7 protein-coding genes are annotated in these 16,062 nt (G+C 73.8%); 5 read left to right on the top strand and 2 right to left on the bottom strand.

Translation table 11 applies throughout. From position 1 onward, the window contains the following. Positions 1–9 precede the first annotated feature (9 nt). The 4 genes from ACFPZN_RS01535 (at position 10) to ACFPZN_RS01520 (ending at position 13,631) form a co-directional block, all read left to right on the top strand. Positions 10–6,633, top strand: a complete 6,624-nt coding sequence (locus tag ACFPZN_RS01535; RefSeq protein WP_378279322.1) for a neuraminidase-like domain-containing protein — start codon at positions 10–12, stop codon at positions 6,631–6,633. Continuing rightward, positions 6,533–9,757 (top strand): Tc toxin subunit A-related protein, encoded by a 3,225-nt coding sequence (locus ACFPZN_RS01530; RefSeq protein ID WP_378279320.1) that lies wholly within the window; start codon positions 6,533–6,535, stop codon positions 9,755–9,757. The genes ACFPZN_RS01535 and ACFPZN_RS01530 overlap by 101 nt, the downstream gene beginning before the upstream one ends. 76 nt (positions 9,758–9,833) lie before the next feature. After that, positions 9,834–12,050, top strand: a complete 2,217-nt coding sequence (locus ACFPZN_RS01525) for a hypothetical protein (protein ID WP_378279319.1) — start codon at positions 9,834–9,836, stop codon at positions 12,048–12,050. A gap of 111 nt (positions 12,051–12,161) precedes the next feature. Further along, positions 12,162–13,631, top strand: coding sequence for a tetratricopeptide repeat protein (locus ACFPZN_RS01520; RefSeq protein WP_378279318.1), 1,470 nt, complete (start codon positions 12,162–12,164; stop codon positions 13,629–13,631). A 51-nt stretch (positions 13,632–13,682) separates the two neighbouring features. On the opposite strand, the gene ACFPZN_RS01515 is transcribed toward ACFPZN_RS01520, so the two are convergent. Further along, the gene (locus ACFPZN_RS01515) at positions 13,683–14,348 is read right to left on the bottom strand and encodes an NADPH-dependent F420 reductase (RefSeq protein WP_378279316.1); all 666 of its coding nucleotides are present in this window, start codon (positions 14,346–14,348) and stop codon (positions 13,683–13,685) included. Positions 14,349–14,440: 92 nt separating this feature from the next. Between ACFPZN_RS01515 and ACFPZN_RS01510 the strand changes: the two genes are divergently transcribed. Continuing rightward, positions 14,441–14,824, top strand: coding sequence for a winged helix-turn-helix transcriptional regulator (locus ACFPZN_RS01510; RefSeq protein ID WP_378279314.1), 384 nt, complete (start codon positions 14,441–14,443; stop codon positions 14,822–14,824). Here ACFPZN_RS01510 and ACFPZN_RS01505 read toward each other — a convergent pair. Beyond that, positions 14,814–15,989, bottom strand: a complete 1,176-nt coding sequence (locus ACFPZN_RS01505) for a cytochrome P450 (protein ID WP_378279312.1) — start codon at positions 15,987–15,989, stop codon at positions 14,814–14,816. The genes ACFPZN_RS01510 and ACFPZN_RS01505 overlap by 11 nt on opposite strands. Positions 15,990–16,062: the final 73 nt, after the last annotated feature.

The raw sequence follows: 16,062 nt of genomic DNA, 5'->3' as shown, positions 1-16,062 counted from the left end.
GCGGGTCTCGTGACGGCGTCCGGTGCGGCGGGGGCGAGGTTCCACATCGGCGGGACGGTGCGCGACGACGCGGGGGCTCCCGTCACCGCGGGCGTCGCCGTGGAGGTCGTCGACCTGCGGCTGGGCGGCGAGCATCCGATCGGCACGGCCGAGGTGCGGCCGGACGGCGCGTTCGCGCTGGCCTACGATCCGGAGCCGGTCCGGTCGGGTCCCGGAGCGAGCCTGGACCTCGTCGTGCGGGTCGTCCGGACGTCCGCCGACGGCCCCGCGGCGGAACGTCGCGTGCTCGCCCGCTCCGCGCCGCTCTTCGACGCGGGCCCGCACGAGCGGGTCGACGTCGTGCTCCCGGCGGAGGCGGTGCCCGTCCTCGACGAGCACAGCCGCCTCGTCGGCGACATCGCCCGCGGGCTGGCCGGCGCGGGCGGGCCCGCGATCGGGCCGGCCGGGTTCGTGGAGAACGCCGAACGCCGGGACGTGACGTTCGCGGCCGCCAAGAGCGGATGGGACGCCCGTGCCGTCGCCATGGCCTCGCTCGCCGACCGCGAGGCCGCGAGCACCGGTGTCCCCGCGCCGCTGCACTACGCGCTCTACCGGGCCGGGTTGCCCGCGGGCCCGCGGCTGTGGGCGCTCGCACCGGCCGAGGTGATCGAGACCGTCTGGGCGCGCGCCGCCGAGCACGGGATCATCGCACCGGAGCTGATGGCGGAGGTCCCCGCGAGCCTCGACGCGATCCGCGAGCTCGCCGGGCGGGCCGTCCTCGACCTTCCGGGCGGGGCCGGCGACGGGCGCCTGGACGACCTGCTGCGCGCGGCCCTGCCCGACGAGGCCGACCGGCACCGCTTCGCCCAGATCTACCGCGAGCACCGCGCCGCGCCCGAGGCGCTGTGGTCGCGGGTGCGCGAGGAGCTTCCGGGCAGCGCCGCCCGCCTGGAACTCGACGGCGCGCTGGCCGGCCTGACGCGCAACAACGCCCCGCTGATCGCCAGGCTCCACGACGGTCCGGGCCCGTCGCGGGTCGGCGATCTCGCGGCGGCCGGCTACCACCGGGCGGAGCGATGGCGGCGGGACCTCACCGCCGGCGTGCCGGTTCCCGACGACGTCCCGGGCGAGGACGAGGACGCCCGGCGGGACGCCTACGCGGCGCTGCTGGCCGAGGAGCTGCGGCTGCGCCATCCCACCGCGGTGCTGGGCGCCGAGGTGGCCGAGGGGACGATCCCGGTGGGCGGCCCGGCGGGGACCGATCGCGCGGTGGCCGGCTTCCTCGCCGAGCACCACGACCGGTTCGAGCTGGCCGTGCACCCCATCGACGACTACCTCGGCGCGCAGGCGATCGATCTCGCTCCGCCCGTCCGGGACGAGGTCGCCGCCCTGCAGCGGATCGTCGCCGTCGCCCCGACCCCGGAGGCGGTACGCGGGCTGCGCACGCTCGGCCTCGGCTCCGCGCGTGCGGTGGCCCTGCACGGTGAGGCGGCGTTCGTCGCGCGGTTCGGGTCCGCGCTCGGCGGCGCGGAGGTCGCCCGGGAGACCTTCCGGCGCAGCGATCAGGTCCACAGCGCGGCCCTCGCCACGGCCACCAGCCATCTGGTGGGCAGGGCGGCGCCGGAGGTGTTCGCGGTGCCGCGCGGTGGACCGGCCGCGGCGTCCGGTCCGGGTGCCCGGGCCCGCGCCGCGGCCGAACCGGCGGGCCTGGCGGCCGTGCGCAGGCTGCCGACCCTGGAGACGCTGTTCGGGCCGGGCGACGCCGGCGCCTGCGAGCATTGCGAGTCGGTCCTGAGCCCGGCCGCCTACCTGGTCGATCTGCTCGAGTTCCTCGACGTCGAACCGGCCGCGGCGGGCGGCCGCAGTCCGCTCGAGGTCCTGCTGGCGCGCCGCCCCGACCTGCAGCACATCGCGCTGAGCTGCGAGAACACCGAGGTCGAGCTACCGTACGTCGATCTGGTGAACGAGATCCTGGAGCACGTCGTCGTGCACGCCTCGATCGAGGGGTACGAGGGCCATGACGTGGAGCCGGGCACCAGTACGGCCGAGCTGCTCGCGTCACCGCGGTTCGTGGACGAGGCCGCCTACGCCGCGCTGCGGGCCGCGTCCTATCCGCTCCTGCTGCCGTGGGACCAGCGCCTGGCCGCCCTGCGGGCCTACCTGGCGCGGGCGGAGGTGACGCTCCACGGCGCGGTGGCCGTGCTCGCCGCCGACGACGCCGGCGGCCGGTCGTGGAGCGACGTCGTACGCGAACGGGTGGGTGTCGGACCCGCCGAGCGGGACCTGCTGTGCGGCCCCGCGGTGACGGCGCAGGCGCTCTTCGGCGACGACCCGGCGCGGGTGACGGAGGCGCAGCTGGTGAACGGCGTGGGCAACGCCCGCCGGCTCGCCCGCCGCCTCGGCCTCACCCCGGCGGAGCTCGTGAGCCTGGTCCGGACGCGGTTCGTCAATCCCGACGCCGGCCTGCTGGTTCTGCTCAGCACCCTCGGCGTCGGGCTTCCCGCGATCCAGGGTCTGCACGCCGGGACGATCTCGCCGGCGGAGTTCCGGGCGAAGCTGCGCCCGGACCTGGACACCGCGCCGTTCGGCGGGGACGTCGTCGCGTGGCTCGCGGCCCGGCACGACCGGATCATGAACATCGTCGTCCTCACCGATCCCGGTGGAGGTGAGCCGCCGGCCGGGGATTCGACCGGCGGCTTCGCGTCGCTGGAGCTGAGACGGGCGCTGCCCGACCCGGCCCGCAACCGGCTGCGGGCGGTCGATCTGCTGGCGATCGCGCGGTTCGTGCGCCTGCGGTCCCGGCTCGGCTGGAGCATCGAGCGCACCGATGACGTGGTCGCCGCGCTCTGGCCGGAGGCGATCCCGGTCACGGCGTCCGGCGCCGAGGTCCGGCGCGGCCTCGACACCGGCTTCGACACCGTCCTGGTCCGGCTCGGGCACCTGCTGACCGCGGTGGACCTGCTCGGGCTGGACGTCGAGGAGGACCTGCCCTGGCTGCTCGGCTGCTTCGCGCCACTGGGCGAACGCGGACCCGATGCCCCGTACCGCAGGCTGTTCCTCACCGCCACGCTGCTCGGGACGGATCCGGTGTTCGGTCCCGGCGCGGACGGCAGCCCGCCGGCGCGTCCGGGCGCCCTGCTGCTCGATCACGCCCCGGCGCTGCGGGCGGCGCTCAAGCTCACCGCCGACGAGTTCGCCGCCGTCGTCCGCGCGGCAGACGCCGGACCGGCGACGCCGCTGTCGGTCGCCTCGATCAGCCTCCTGTTCCGCTACGGCTACCTGGCCCGCGTCCTGCGGGTGGGGGTGACCGACCTGGTCGGCCTGATCGAGGCGACCGGCTGGCGGCCTTTCACCCCGCTGGACGGGCCCGATCCCGATTTCCTGAAGCTGATACGCCTCGTGCTGTCGATCCGGGAGTCCGGGCTCCCCGTCGCGCGCCTCGCGGCGCTGGCGCTCGGCACCGGCGGCGGCCCGGACGCGGCGATCATGCCGGTCCTCCGCTCGGTCCGCACCGGGCTCGCCGACCCTCGCGCACCGGGCGGCGGGCAGTGGAGCGAGGCGGCGTTGCGGACCGTGCTGACGTCGGTGTTCGCGCCGGAGGTCAGCGACGCGTTCCTCGGCCTGCTCGCGGGGGTCTCGACGTACACGACCGCCTACCACCAGGACCAGGCGTCTCTGGCGGGGCAGGTGCTGGCGGCCGCGCCGCGGCTCTCCTACGACGCGGCCCGGTCGCTGCTGATCCATCGCGGCGTCCTGACCCCGGAGACCGCCGCCGAGGTGACGGCCCTGCCGGACCTGCCGGCGGGCCTGGCCGAGGCCGTCGCGCGGCTGGTCAACGCCGGGCAGGCCGAATACCTGCCGCTGCTGCGCGCCCACCCGGTCCTGGAGAGGCGCTGGCGGGTCTGGGCCGCCACGCCCGACGACCCCGCCGATCCGGGCGGCGAGGCCCGGCGGGCGGCCTTGGGAACCGCGCTGCTGGAGGAGTTGCGCCCCGCCCTGCGAAGCCGGCGGCTCGGGGAGGTGCTCGGCGCCGCGACCGGCACGGATCCCGAGGAGATCGCGGCCTTCGTCGGGGATGCCGCCGCCATGCCGGGGGCGGCGGCGCCGCGGTCGGTGGGCGACGACCTGGCCGCCGTGACCGCCACCGGCCTGAGCGCGCGTTTCTGGGCGGGCCCGGTGGCGGACCCGTCCGCCGGCCCTCCGACACGGACCGCGCTCGCGCCGGAGATCCACTACGGGCCGGGAGCGGCCGGTCTTCGTGAGGCGGCCGGAATACCCGCCGGAGCGCTCAGCGGGGCGTGGGCCGCGTTCGTCGACCCGGCGGTCTCGGGCGCCTACACGCTGTCGATCGAGTCGGACGGCTCCGCGGTCACCCTCCAGGTCGACGGCCGGACGGTGGCCCTGCGCCGCGAGGGCGCGATCTGGACGACGGCGGCGCCGGTCGATCTCGTCGCCGGCCGGCCGGTGCGGCTCGCGCTGACCGCCAACGAGCTGACCGCGAGACTGAGCCTGCGGTGGCGGGCCGAGGGGGTCGCCCAGGTGGTGCTGCCCGGCGCCGTGTGCTGTCCCGCGGACGCCGTCGCGGCGTTCACCGGCGGCTACCGGCGGCTGCTGGCGGCCCTCGAACTGGCGGCCGCGTTCGGGCTCTCGCTCCGCGAGCTGCGCTTCTTCGCGCGCTCACCGGAGCATCGGATCGGCGACGCCGGCTGGCTGTCGGCGGTGCCCGCCGCCGCCGGCGCCGCGGCCTCGGCGACGCTGGTGCGGGCCGTCGCCGATCTCGCCCGGTACCGGCGGCTGTGCGAGCGCTGGGCGGTCACCGGGACTGCGATCATCGATCTGCTCGACGCCTCCGTGCCGGGCCCGCCGTCCGAGGCGGTCGCGGCGCTCGCCGGCGTCACCCCGCCGATCGTGGACGACGCCGCCGCGCATCTGGGCATGGACGCCGCGGCGCTGCGCGGGCTCGACGGGCTGTGGCGGGTGGCCGACGTGCTGGATCTGGTGCGCGGGCTCGCACTTCCGGTGAGCACTCTCGCCAGGACCATCCGGACCACACCGTCGGCGCAGGACGTACGCGACGTCCGGGACGGCCTCCGCGCGCGCTACGACGACGCCGCGTGGGCGGAGGCGGTGCGCCCGATCCACGACGAGCTGCGCCGCGCCGCCCGCGACGCCCTGGTCGAGCGGGTCCTGCACCTGGAGAACCCCGACCCCGACCTGACCGTCGACCAGGTCACCGGCGGGTTCACCTCTCCCGAGCAGCTCTACGAGAAACTGCTCATCGACGTGCGGATGGACCCCTGCATGACGACGTCCCGCATCGCCCAGGCGATCTCGACGGTGCAGCTGTTCGTCGCGCGGTTCCTGCTCAACCTCGAGCCCGACGTCGTCCCGGAGTCGGTCGATCCGCAGCGCTGGGAGGCGATGAAGCGCTACCGGGTCTGGGAGGCCAACCGCAGGGTGTTCCTCTTCCCGGAGAACTGGCTCGACCCCGATCTGCGCGACGACAAGTCGCCGTTCTTCCGCGAGCTGGAGTCCGAGCTGCTCCAGTCCGACATCACCGACCAGGCGGCCGCCACCGCGCTGGGGCACTACCTGGAGCGGCTCGACGAGGTGGCCAACCTGGAGATCGCCGGCATGCACGTCGACGAGCGCGTCGCCGCGGGCACCGGAGTGCCCGACCCGGTGGTGCACGTCATCGGGCGCACCTCCGGGGCGAAACGCGCCTACTTCCACCGGACGCTCGACGGGACCTGGCGGCCGTGGGAGCGGGTCAACGTCGACGTCCCGGACGATCCGGTGCTCCCGGTCATCTGGAAGGGCCGCTTCCTGCTGTTCTGGCTGAAGGTGTCCAAGCAGCCCGACGGCAGGCAACCCGGCCAGTTCGCCGCGAACGCGCCTGGGGAGACCCGGCTGGGGGATCTGGCCCTGCGGGACCTGACCCTGCGCTCGACGGCGTCCCTGACCGTGAGCCTGTTCTGGAGCGAGTACTACAACGGCCGGTGGCAGTCGCCGCGCACGTCCGACCCCGACCGGCCGATCGACCTGGGTGCCGAGTTCAGCGTGATCGGCGATCCGCTGACGCTGCGCCTGGCCTCGGCCATCGAGCACGACGACGCCGGGGTCCGGGAAAGTCTCGGCATCATCGTGCTCAACCCCAGTCCGGGCGGAACGGGCAACTCCCATTTCCGCCTCTACACCACGCACAGCCTGCCGGTCCGCAAGCAGGACGACACCGCCGGCTCACCGGGTTTCCCCGCCGCCCGGAAGTTCTCCGGCTCGGGCCCGCTCGTCGTCAACTACAACGACGACCCGTTCCATCCTCTGACGGTGCTGCGCGCCAGCCAGTCGCCCTACCTGGCCATCGGGCCGATGCACCGGCTGACGGATCCGCACCGGGCACCGTTCTTCTTCCAGGACCGCAGGCACGTCTTCTACGTCCATCCCGACCCGACCGATCCGGTGCGGCCCAACACTTTCGGACTCTTCCCGGGGCCGCTGGCCGCGCCGCCGGTGTTCCCTTCTCTCCAGTCTCTCCAGGCCGAGAGGATCCGCCATGGCCGACACGACGTCCTTCGTGTTCCAGAACCACTTCCACCCCTACGTGGGGATGCTGGTGGAACGGCTCAACCAGGAGTCGGTGGACGGCCTGCTTGACCTGGCGGTCCAGCAGGTCTCCGAGCCGTTCTTCGACCGGATCTACGATCCGAACGACCCGGCCGCACCCGGTGAGGACGCCAGTTTCAAGGTCACCTCGTTCCCGAAGAACATCGACGTCGGCGAGGCCGGCCCGTACTCGGTCTACAACTGGGAGCTGTTCTTCCACGCGCCGGTGACCATCGCGGTGCACCTGAGCAAGAACCAGCGCTTCGCCGAAGCGCAGCGATGGTTCCATCACGTCTTCGACCCGACCGACACCGGATCCGGCTCCGCCACACCCGTCCCCGACCGGTTCTGGAAGTTCGTCCGGTTCCGTAATCCGCGACCGGGCGACATGCCGCGGGTCGACGAGCTGGTGGCCGTGCTGAGCCGTCCGCCCTCCGAGCTCGGCCCCGAGGAGCGGATCCTGCTGGCCTCGGCCGCGCTGAGCTACGAGGCGCTGCGCCGCGAGCCCTTCCGGCCGCACCGGGTGGCCCGGACCCGCGTGGTGGCCTACCAGTACTACGTGGTGATGAAGTACCTGGAGAACCTCATCGCCTGGGGCGACAGCCTCTTCCGGCTCGACAGCGCGGAATCGATCAACGAGGCGACCCAGCTGTACGTGCTGGCCGGGAACATCCTCGGCCCCCGCCCGGCGGAGGTGCCCCGGCACCGGTCCGCGCCGCGCATGACCTACCGCCGGCTCAAGGACGCCGGAATGGGCGCGTTCGGGAACGCGCTCGTCGAACTGGAGAACCAGCTGCCGTTCGCCCGGACGACCGCACCGGGCGCGGCCGGCGCCGGGGCGGGCGGCACGGCGCTGCTGGGCATCGGGCGCACCCTCTACTTCTGCGTTCCGCGCAACGATCAGCTGGTCGGCTACTGGGACACGGTCGCCGACCGGCTGTTCAAGATCCGCCACTGCCAGGACATCACCGGGGCGGTGCGCAGGCTCTCGCTCTTCGCGCCCGCCCTCGACCCGGGGCTCATGTCCCGGGCCACCGCGGCGGGCGTCGACATCGCCGGAGCGGTCGCCGGCACCAGGGCGCCGGCCTCGCCGGTGCGGGCCGCGCTGCTGGTCCAGAAGGCGCTGGAGATCACGGCGGAGGTCAGGTCGGCCGGCGCCGCGCTGCTGGCCGCGATGGACCGGCGCGACGGTGAGGAGCTCGCGCGGCTGCGGCAGGGCCACGAGATCAGCATGGCGCGGCTCACCCGCGACGTCCGCTTCCTCGGCTGGAAGGAGGCCGAGGCGAACACCGAGGCGCTGCTGCGCGGGCGCGCCATCACCTTCGCCCGCTACCGCCATTTCCAGCTGCTGCTCGGCCGTCCCGAGTCCGAGGTCGACAAGCTGCGCGACGTCGGCCTGACCCGCACACCGGTGACCGAGGCGAACTTCTCCGACGTGCACGAGCGGCTGGTCGGCCGGTACGCCACCGCGATCGCCCAGGAGAGCCGGCCGGCGCCGCGCCTGGCGCGGGACGGCGACCCGCAGGTCCAGGCCGGCGCGGAGAGCCAGGGATCACTGGACCTGATCGCCAACGAGTACGCCGAACTGAACATCCACATGCCGGCGGCGCGGGACAAGCAGCGCGAGGCCACCGACATCGACATCATGTACGGAGTGCTCGGCATGCTGCCGAACATGGGCGTCGACATCGAGCCGCTCGGCGTCGGCGGTCACGTGGAGTTCGGCGGACCGCTGCTGTCGGCGGTCGGGCGGACACTCGCCTCGGCCGCCCGCGGAGCCGCCGAGCAGGACGCCTACGAGGGCGGCCGGGCGGCCAAGATCGCCGGGTACCAGCGCAGGGACCTCGACTTCGTCCAGCAGAGCAACCAGGCCGCGCTGGAACTGATGCAGAACGGACGCCAGCTCATCGCCGCGCTCGTGCACGAGCAGGTCGCACGGCGCGACCACGACGCCGTCGGGGAGCAGATCAACCGGGCCCAGGAGGTGGACGCGTTCCTGGCCTCGAAGGACACCAACACCGAGCTGTACACGTGGCTGCGCGGCGAGGTCGCGCGCGGCTTCGCCGAGTGCTACCGGACGGCGGTCGACGTGGCGCGCGCCGCCGAGCAGGCCGTGAAGCGGGAGCTCATGCGTCCCGAGATCGACGACACGACCTTCATCGGATTCTCGCACTGGGACACCGGCCGCCGCGGACTGCAGGCCGGGGAGCGGCTCCACCACGACCTCACCCGGCTGCAGCTGGCCTACCTGGAGAACAACCGGCGCGAACTCGAACTGACCACCCATGTCTCGCTGCGCATGCTCGACCCGCTGGCCCTGCTCGAGCTGCGCTCGCGCGGGTCGTGCCAGTTCACCGTCCCGGAATGGCTGTACGACCTGGAGGTGCCCGGACACCATTTCCGGCGCGTCCGCACGGTGGCGCTCAGCCTGCCCGCCGTGACCGGTCCCTACACCTCGGTCGCGGCCACGCTGTCGCTGCGGCGCAGCTCCATCCGGCGCGACCCGGGGCTGCTCGCCGACCGGTACACCCGGGTGCCGGGCGAGGATCCGCGGTTCCTGGACTACCCCGGCGCGCTGGAGTCGGTGGTGACCAGTACCGCCGTCCGCGACGCCGGGCTGTTCGACCCCGGCGCGCGCGACGACCGCTACCTGCCGTTCGAGGGGGCGGGCGCCGTCAGCGAATGGACGCTGAGCCTGCCCGCGGACCTGCGCACGTTCGACTACACGACCATCTCCGACGCCGTCCTGCACATCGGTTACACCGCCCGCGCGGGGGTACGGGCCGACGCCGTGGCCGCCGATCTGCGCGAGCGCTTCGCGGCCGCCACGGAGCGGACCCTCGCGCGGTCGTTCAGCCTGCGGCACGACTTCCCTGCGGCCTGGGCGGCGTTCCTGGGCGGCGGCGACGGCCTGTCGCCGCGGATCGACAGGAGCTGGTTCCCCTACTTCACCCGGTCCGCCACGATCACGCTGAACGCGGTCGAACTGTACGGGATCACCGGGGACGATCTCGTGCGGGGGCCGTCGCCCGTGGGGGCCGACGCGCTGGCGGCGCTCAACGCCGAGCTCGCCGCGGAGGGCGGTTTCACTCTGGTCGTCCCCGCCGACGACGCCGTCGTGCGTCGCGACCGGACCGCCGACCCCCATCTCATCGTCCGCTACACGATCCGTTGACCCGCGTGAGAGAGGGCCGGTCCACGATGAGCGTCAAGCTTCCCTGGATGACGGCTCCACGCGGCGGGACGCCCTGATGGCACCCGCCGCATGGACGGGGTTCGGGAGTCCGGGCGAGGTGACCTGGGCGCGGCCGGCCGGCGACGGCGCCACCATCGCCGTCGGTACCGCGGGCGGCCATCTCTACCTGCGCAGGCGCCAGGAGGCCGGGTGGCGCTGGGAGCGCATCGGAACCCCGCCCGGCGCGCTCGAAGTGCTCGACACCGCCCTGCTCGCCGTCGAGGGGTCGACCGCGAGCACACCGATCGCGGTCGGCGACGACTTCCGGGTCTGGCTGCACCGGCCGGGGACGGCGGCCACACCGTGGATCGGCCTCGACGGCCCGCACCTGGACGAGGGCCTGCCGTTCTACGCGGACTGTGGCGACATCGCCGTCAGCACGTCGCGCGACGGCGCGGAACTCCGGCACATGCTCGTGGTCAGCAGCGCTTCAGGACGGCCATGGATACGCCAGGGCATCCAACCCGGCGTCGCCTGGCTCCGGATCGCGTCGGACGAAGACAACGCGATCGCCGTGGAACTCGCGACGGCGTTCGCGTCCGTCGCGCCCGAGCAGGAGCCGCAACCGCATATCTTCGCCGTGGCCCAAGACCCCGAGAGCTCCGCGTCCCGCCTCCGGGTCGCCGTTCTCGAGAACTCCCTCTGGACCTGGATCGATCTGGGCGGCCCGGGTCCGGGCGTCGGACTGAGCATCGAAGGACTCTCGGCGACCAGCATTCGAGACGGCGGCGGCCGGCTCCAGGCGTGCGCCATCGTCCGGCAGACGCTCACCGGCAACGTCGGCATGGTCATCGGCTCGGGCCGGAGCTGGCGGTGGGGCAATCTCCTGCGGCCGCCCGTTCCGGACGAACTCGCGGCGGCCGTGGTCGCGGCGAAGGGCCCGGATCCCAGGCCCGGCGACGAGCCCGTCATCGTGGCCCGCGCGGGCCACGGCATCTGGACGCGCTCGCTGACCGGCGGCTGGACGAACCTGGGAACCACACCGCAAGACGTCGCCGTCGTCGACCCGACGGCCGCCTTCGACATCACCGCACCGGACGGGCGGCGACGCGTGTGGGCCACCGGCGTGTCCTGGGAGTCCGATCTGTGGACGTTCGAATCGGACGACACCGGCGTGCGGTGGGAGAAGCACGGCTGCCCCGGTTCGGTGGTCTCGGTCGTCGGGGCTCATAACGGGCCCCCGGGCGTCGCCGGGAGTAGCGGGGACCGCCTGGCCGTGGCGTACGTCGTCGACGAGCACGGTGCGCTGTGGAGCTGCGAGCAGTGGGGAAACCCTGTCGACGGCTTCTTCCCCTCGTCCTCTTCCTGGACCTCGCACGGCGTGCCCGCGGCCGGCGTCACCATCGCCGAGAGTGTCGGGGTCTACCCTCTGACCGACTTCGACCCGGAGCCGTCTCGGGCTTTCGTGGTCGGCAGCGATGGGCATCTGTGGGCGAGGGCGGTCGACGGGGTCGAGTGGACCTGGGTCGACCATGGCGCACCCACCGGCAGGTCGGTCAAGAGCGGCGTGGCGCCGATCAACACCGATATGGACCACGGCCCGACCGTGCACGTGATGGCCGACGACGGGCGGCTCTGGCTGCACGCCGGGTCCGCCGGCTTCTGGCGCTGGAGCGATCTCGGCGCGCCGCCGGGTCAGCTGATCTTCCGGGCCGTGGGCGCGGCCACGCCCCTGAGCGCGGAGGGACTGGTGCCCGCGGCCGCCGTGATCACCGGGGACGGGCACCTCTGGATCCACGTCACGGACGTCGACTCGACCGAGTGGAGCGACCTGGGCACCCCGGCCCCGGACGAGAAGGTCATCGCCGGGATCGGTGTCGAGGTCGTGACGGAGCCGCCCGACGCCATGGCCTTGGACATCGTGGTCGTCGGCTCACCGAGCGGGCAGGTGTGGAGCTGCCGATGGGCGCGGTTCGGAACTTCGAGCTGGACGGCGCACGGGCGTCCGGGCGACGCGCGCATCCGCGGCGGTATCGGGACCGTGCCCGATGCCACGAGCCCTTCGGGCTTTCTTGTCTCGGTCATCGGGAACGACCAGCAGGTCTGGGCGGCCTCTTCGGCGGCGCCGGGCGGAGCGTGGACGCGCTGGGACCCCCGGTCCACCGCGACCACGATCGTCGGCGGGAAGGCCGCCGTGCTCCTGGACATGCCGTGCGGGGTGCTGCTGGACGGCCGGCGGCGGGTCAACCTCGTGACCCCCGGGGCGCGGCCGGCGGACGGCGCGGGGTCCTGATGGCGGCCCCCGGATCAGAACGATCACACCGGGGTCTTGGTGGTGCCGGGGCGATGCCTCAGAGTCGGAAGGGACGGTTCGCCGCTTGCGCGGCCCGACCCAGGGAGTGCGATGCCCCCGATGGACGGCGAGTACGACGACCTGCACCGGCGCGCGGAGGCCGGCGACCCGGCCGCGATGAACGAGCTCGGCGTCCTGTTCAGCGGGGCGGGGCGGCAGGCCGAGGCCGAGGAGTGGTACCGGCGGGCCGCGGACGCGGGGAATCCGGTGGCGATGGACAACCTGGGCGTCAAGCTCGCGGAGGCGGGGCGCGTCCACGAGGCGGAGCAGTGGTGGCGCCGCGCGGCGGCGGCGGGCGACGCCGGCGCCATGAACAATCTGGGCATCCTGTTCAAGCGGCAGCGCCGGAACGTGGACGCCGAGGAGTGGTACCGGCGGGCCGCAGGCGCGGGCGAGGTCAACGCCCTCTACAACCTGGGCCTGCTCTGCAAGGAGGTGGGACGGGTCAAGGAGGCGGAGCTGCTGTGGCGCCGTGCCGCGGAGACCGGCCACGCCGAGGCCCTCGCCCAGCTGAGCGAGCTGTCCGAACAGGACGCGGACCTCTCCGGCCTCCGCGAGCGCGCCGAGGCCGGCGAGGTCGGGGCGATGACGGACCTGGGGATCGTGCTCACCGAGGCGGATCGCCTGGAGGAGGCCGAGCACTGGCTGGTCCGCGGGGTCAACGGCGGTGACGCCGACGCCCCGTTCAACCTGGGCGTGCTGTACGCGCGAACGGGTCGTACCGATCAGGCGCTGGAGTGGCTGGTGAGATCCGCCGAAGGCGGTAACCCGCACGCCTGCAACGGAGTCGGGCGGATTCAGGCCGAGATCGGCGAGACCGCGTCGGCCGTGGACTGGTTCAGAGCGGCGGCCGATGGCGGTGACACGGCGGCCATGGACAACCTGGCGGCCCTGCTGGACGAGCAGGGGCCGGGAGCGGAGAGCCGCGAGCTGAGGCAGCGGGCCGACCATGTGCGCAGAGCGCACAACAACGCTTCGCTCATGGAGCATATGGGGCGGACCGCCGAGGCCGAGGAGCTCCACCGGCGTGACGCGCGCCGTGGCGACAGCGACGCCATGTGCATGCTCGGGCGCCTGCTCAAGCGCATCGGGCGGCCGGAGGACGCCGAGCGGTGGCTGCGCCGCGCCGCGTTCACCGGAAGCGTCGGCGCGGCCAACGAGCTGGCGCTGACGCTGAAGCAGACGGGGCGGCTGGACGAGGCGGAGGAGTGGTACCGGCGCGCGCTGTCCTCCCAGGACGTCGACGTCATGTACAACCTGGCCATCCTGCTGCAGACCAAGGGACGGCGTGAGGAAGCCGAGCGGTGGTACCGCCGGGCCGCGGAGGGCGGCCACGATGACGCCATGTACAACCTGGCGAACCTGCTGGAGAAGATGGGACGGTCGCAGGAGGCCGAGTCCTGCTATCAGCGGCTGGCGGAGGCGGGAGACCGTGACGCCATGGGCAGGCTCAGCCAGCTCCTGGACGGGCAGGGGCGAGCGGCCGAGGCCCAGCACTGGCTTCGGCTCGCCCAAGGATGAACGGGACGGGGCCGTGACCTCGACGTCACGGCCCCTCTCCGGCCGGTGGGATCAGTCCTTGGCCGCTCGTGCCGCCGCGACGAGCGCCGGGTCGACGTCGGGCACGGCGAACCTCGGGTTGTGCCCCGCCGCGACGACCCTCGTGACGAAGCCGGCGGCCTCCTCCAGCTGCCGGGAGCCGGCGAGTCCTCCGACGACGGCGGTCCTGGCGCCGAGCTTGCCGATCAGCACGGCGGTGAGGTCGAGCGCGCCCTGGTCGTCGCCGCTGATCGCGACGACCGGCGCCGTCTCCGCGGGTCCCGCGTACGGCCACGACGCCCCGGCGAACAGGTGGAGCGCCTTGACCACGTGGGCACCGGGAGCGGCGAGCGCCACCACTTCGGCGGCGGACCCCGACCGGGGCAGCACCTCGCCCGTGGCGAAGTCGACCGGGTTGGTGCAGTCGATCACGGTCGTGCCGGCCAGCGTCCCCCGGGTGCCGCCGATGAGCGAGACGGCGTCCTCCAGTCCGCTCCAGGCGACCGCGACCACGACCACGTCGGCCCGGCCCGCGAAGCCGGCCGGGTCGACGGCCTCGGCCGCCGGTCCGATCTGGTCGGCGGCCCGGCGGGCGCGCGCCGGGTCGCGCCCCGTCACCAGCAACGGATCGCCGGCGGGGGCCCAGGCCCGGCCGAGCGTCACCGCGAGGTTCCCCGTCCCCAGGATTCCAATGTTCACAGTGCTCTCCCTCGTTCCGAAACGTGCTCCCCGGGACGCTACGGACGCCCTTCCTACCGTTCGGTAGGCGGCCGGATGGGAGAATGGACCGCGTGATCGAAGGTCCGTGCCAGACATTCGTGTCCGACTGCCACGTGCGCGTGGCGGCCGAACTCATCAGCCACGCCTGGGATCCCGTCGTGCTGTCGGCGCTGCGCCTGGGGCCCACCCGCCGCAAGGAACTGCTCGTGCGCATCGCGGGCGTCAGCGACAAGGTCCTGACGCAGGCTCTGCGGCGCCTCCAGGCGCGAGGGCTCGTCGCCCGGGCCCCCGAGACCGGGCGATCGTCGGCGCAGGCCGCCGTCTACCGGCTCTCCCCGCTGGGCGAGTCGTTCGCCAACGGGCCGCTGGTCCAGCTGGCACGGTGGGCGGCCGACAACCAGGCCGCACTCGCGGACGCCTCGGATCGTCGGCCGAGCCTGGGGCTCACCACGTGACGGGGACGGCCGTGGGGCCGGCGTCGGTCTGACCGCGGACCCAGACCAGGTCCTCGACGTCGCCCCGCAGCCGGAGGCCGGGCAGCCGCCGGGCGAGAGCGCTGAACGCGGCGGTGAGCTCGATCCGGGCGAGGGACGCGCCGAGGCAGTGGTGCGGCCCCCGCCCGAACGACACGTGCGCGCCGGCGGAGTCGCGGCCGGGTGTGAAGCGGTCCGGGTCGGCGAAGCGCCGGGGGTCGTGGTTGGCGGCCTCCAGCCGGACCAGCACCAGGTCGCCCGGCTCGATCGACGCGCCTCCCAGGTCGGCCTTCTCGTGGGCCCAGCGCGGGAACGGCTCGGCGATCAGACCGGCCAGGCGCCGCAGCACCTCCTCCACGACCGCGTCCAGTTCGGGCGAGTCGGCGAGCCCGTCCAGCCGGTCCTCGGTGACGAGCTGGATCACGCCGACGGAGATGGCGTTGCGCGAGGTCTGGTGGCCCGCCGCGATGATCGAGATCACCATGCCGATCAGCTCGCCGTCGCCGAGCCGCCCGTCCTGCGCGTCCCGCACCCCGATCAGGGCGCTGAGCAGGTCGTCCCCGAGCACACGGCGTTTCGCGGCGACCAGGTCGGCCGCGTACCGGGTCAGGTCGTCCCAGGCCTGCGCCGCGGCGGCCGCCGCCTCCTCGTCGGCGGTGAAGTCGCCGGAGAGCACCTCGACCAGCGTCTCGAAGCGGTCGCGCTCCTCGATCGCCACGCCGAGCAGGTCACCGATCACCTGGGTCGCCAGCGGGGCGGCGAGTCCCGCGACCAGGTCCGCGGGCGGCCCCGCGGCGGCGAAGGCGGCGACCTGCTCGTCCGCCAGGCGCTCGATGTGGGGACGCATCGCCGTGATCGCCCTCGGGGTGAACGCCTTGGAGACGAGCCGGCGCAGCCGCGTGTGGGAATCGCCGTCCTGGAACAGCGTGTCGTTGCCCGTGGACTCCAGGCCCGGCGGCGCCAGCCTGAACCGCGTGTCGGTCAGCACCCCCACCGCGTCGTCGTAGGACGTGACCAGCCACGCCCTCTGTCCTTCCGGGGTGACCACCCGGGCGACCGGCGCGTCGGCGCGCAGTCGCGCGTACGCCGGAGGCGGCCGCAGAGGGCCGGGCCTTTCGAACGGCAGGGTCGGATCGGTGGCGGACATGGCTGAGGCCTTCCTCGGTGGCTGCGTCGGACATGTCCAGTGAAAACTGTGACGTCGCGACAAGGTCAAACCA

The organism is Actinomadura rugatobispora, assembly GCF_042656285.1.
In the GTDB taxonomy this organism is placed as follows: Bacteria; Actinomycetota; Actinomycetes; order Streptosporangiales; family Streptosporangiaceae; genus Spirillospora; species Spirillospora rugatobispora.
The sequence above is the reverse complement of the archived record's forward strand: the minus strand, read 5'-3'. Positions and strand labels throughout refer to the sequence as shown.

Excerpts from the sequence above, each read along its gene's own strand:
- ACFPZN_RS01530 (WP_378279320.1), top strand. The coding sequence starts at position 6,533 with ATGGCCGACACGACGTCCTTCGTGTTCCAGAACCACTTCCACCCCTAC.
- ACFPZN_RS01525 (WP_378279319.1), top strand. The coding sequence starts at position 9,834 with ATGGCACCCGCCGCATGGACGGGGTTCGGGAGTCCGGGCGAGGTGACC.
- ACFPZN_RS01520 (WP_378279318.1), top strand. The coding sequence starts at position 12,162 with ATGCCCCCGATGGACGGCGAGTACGACGACCTGCACCGGCGCGCGGAG.
- ACFPZN_RS01505 (WP_378279312.1), bottom strand. The coding sequence starts at position 15,989 with ATGTCCGCCACCGATCCGACCCTGCCGTTCGAAAGGCCCGGCCCTCTG.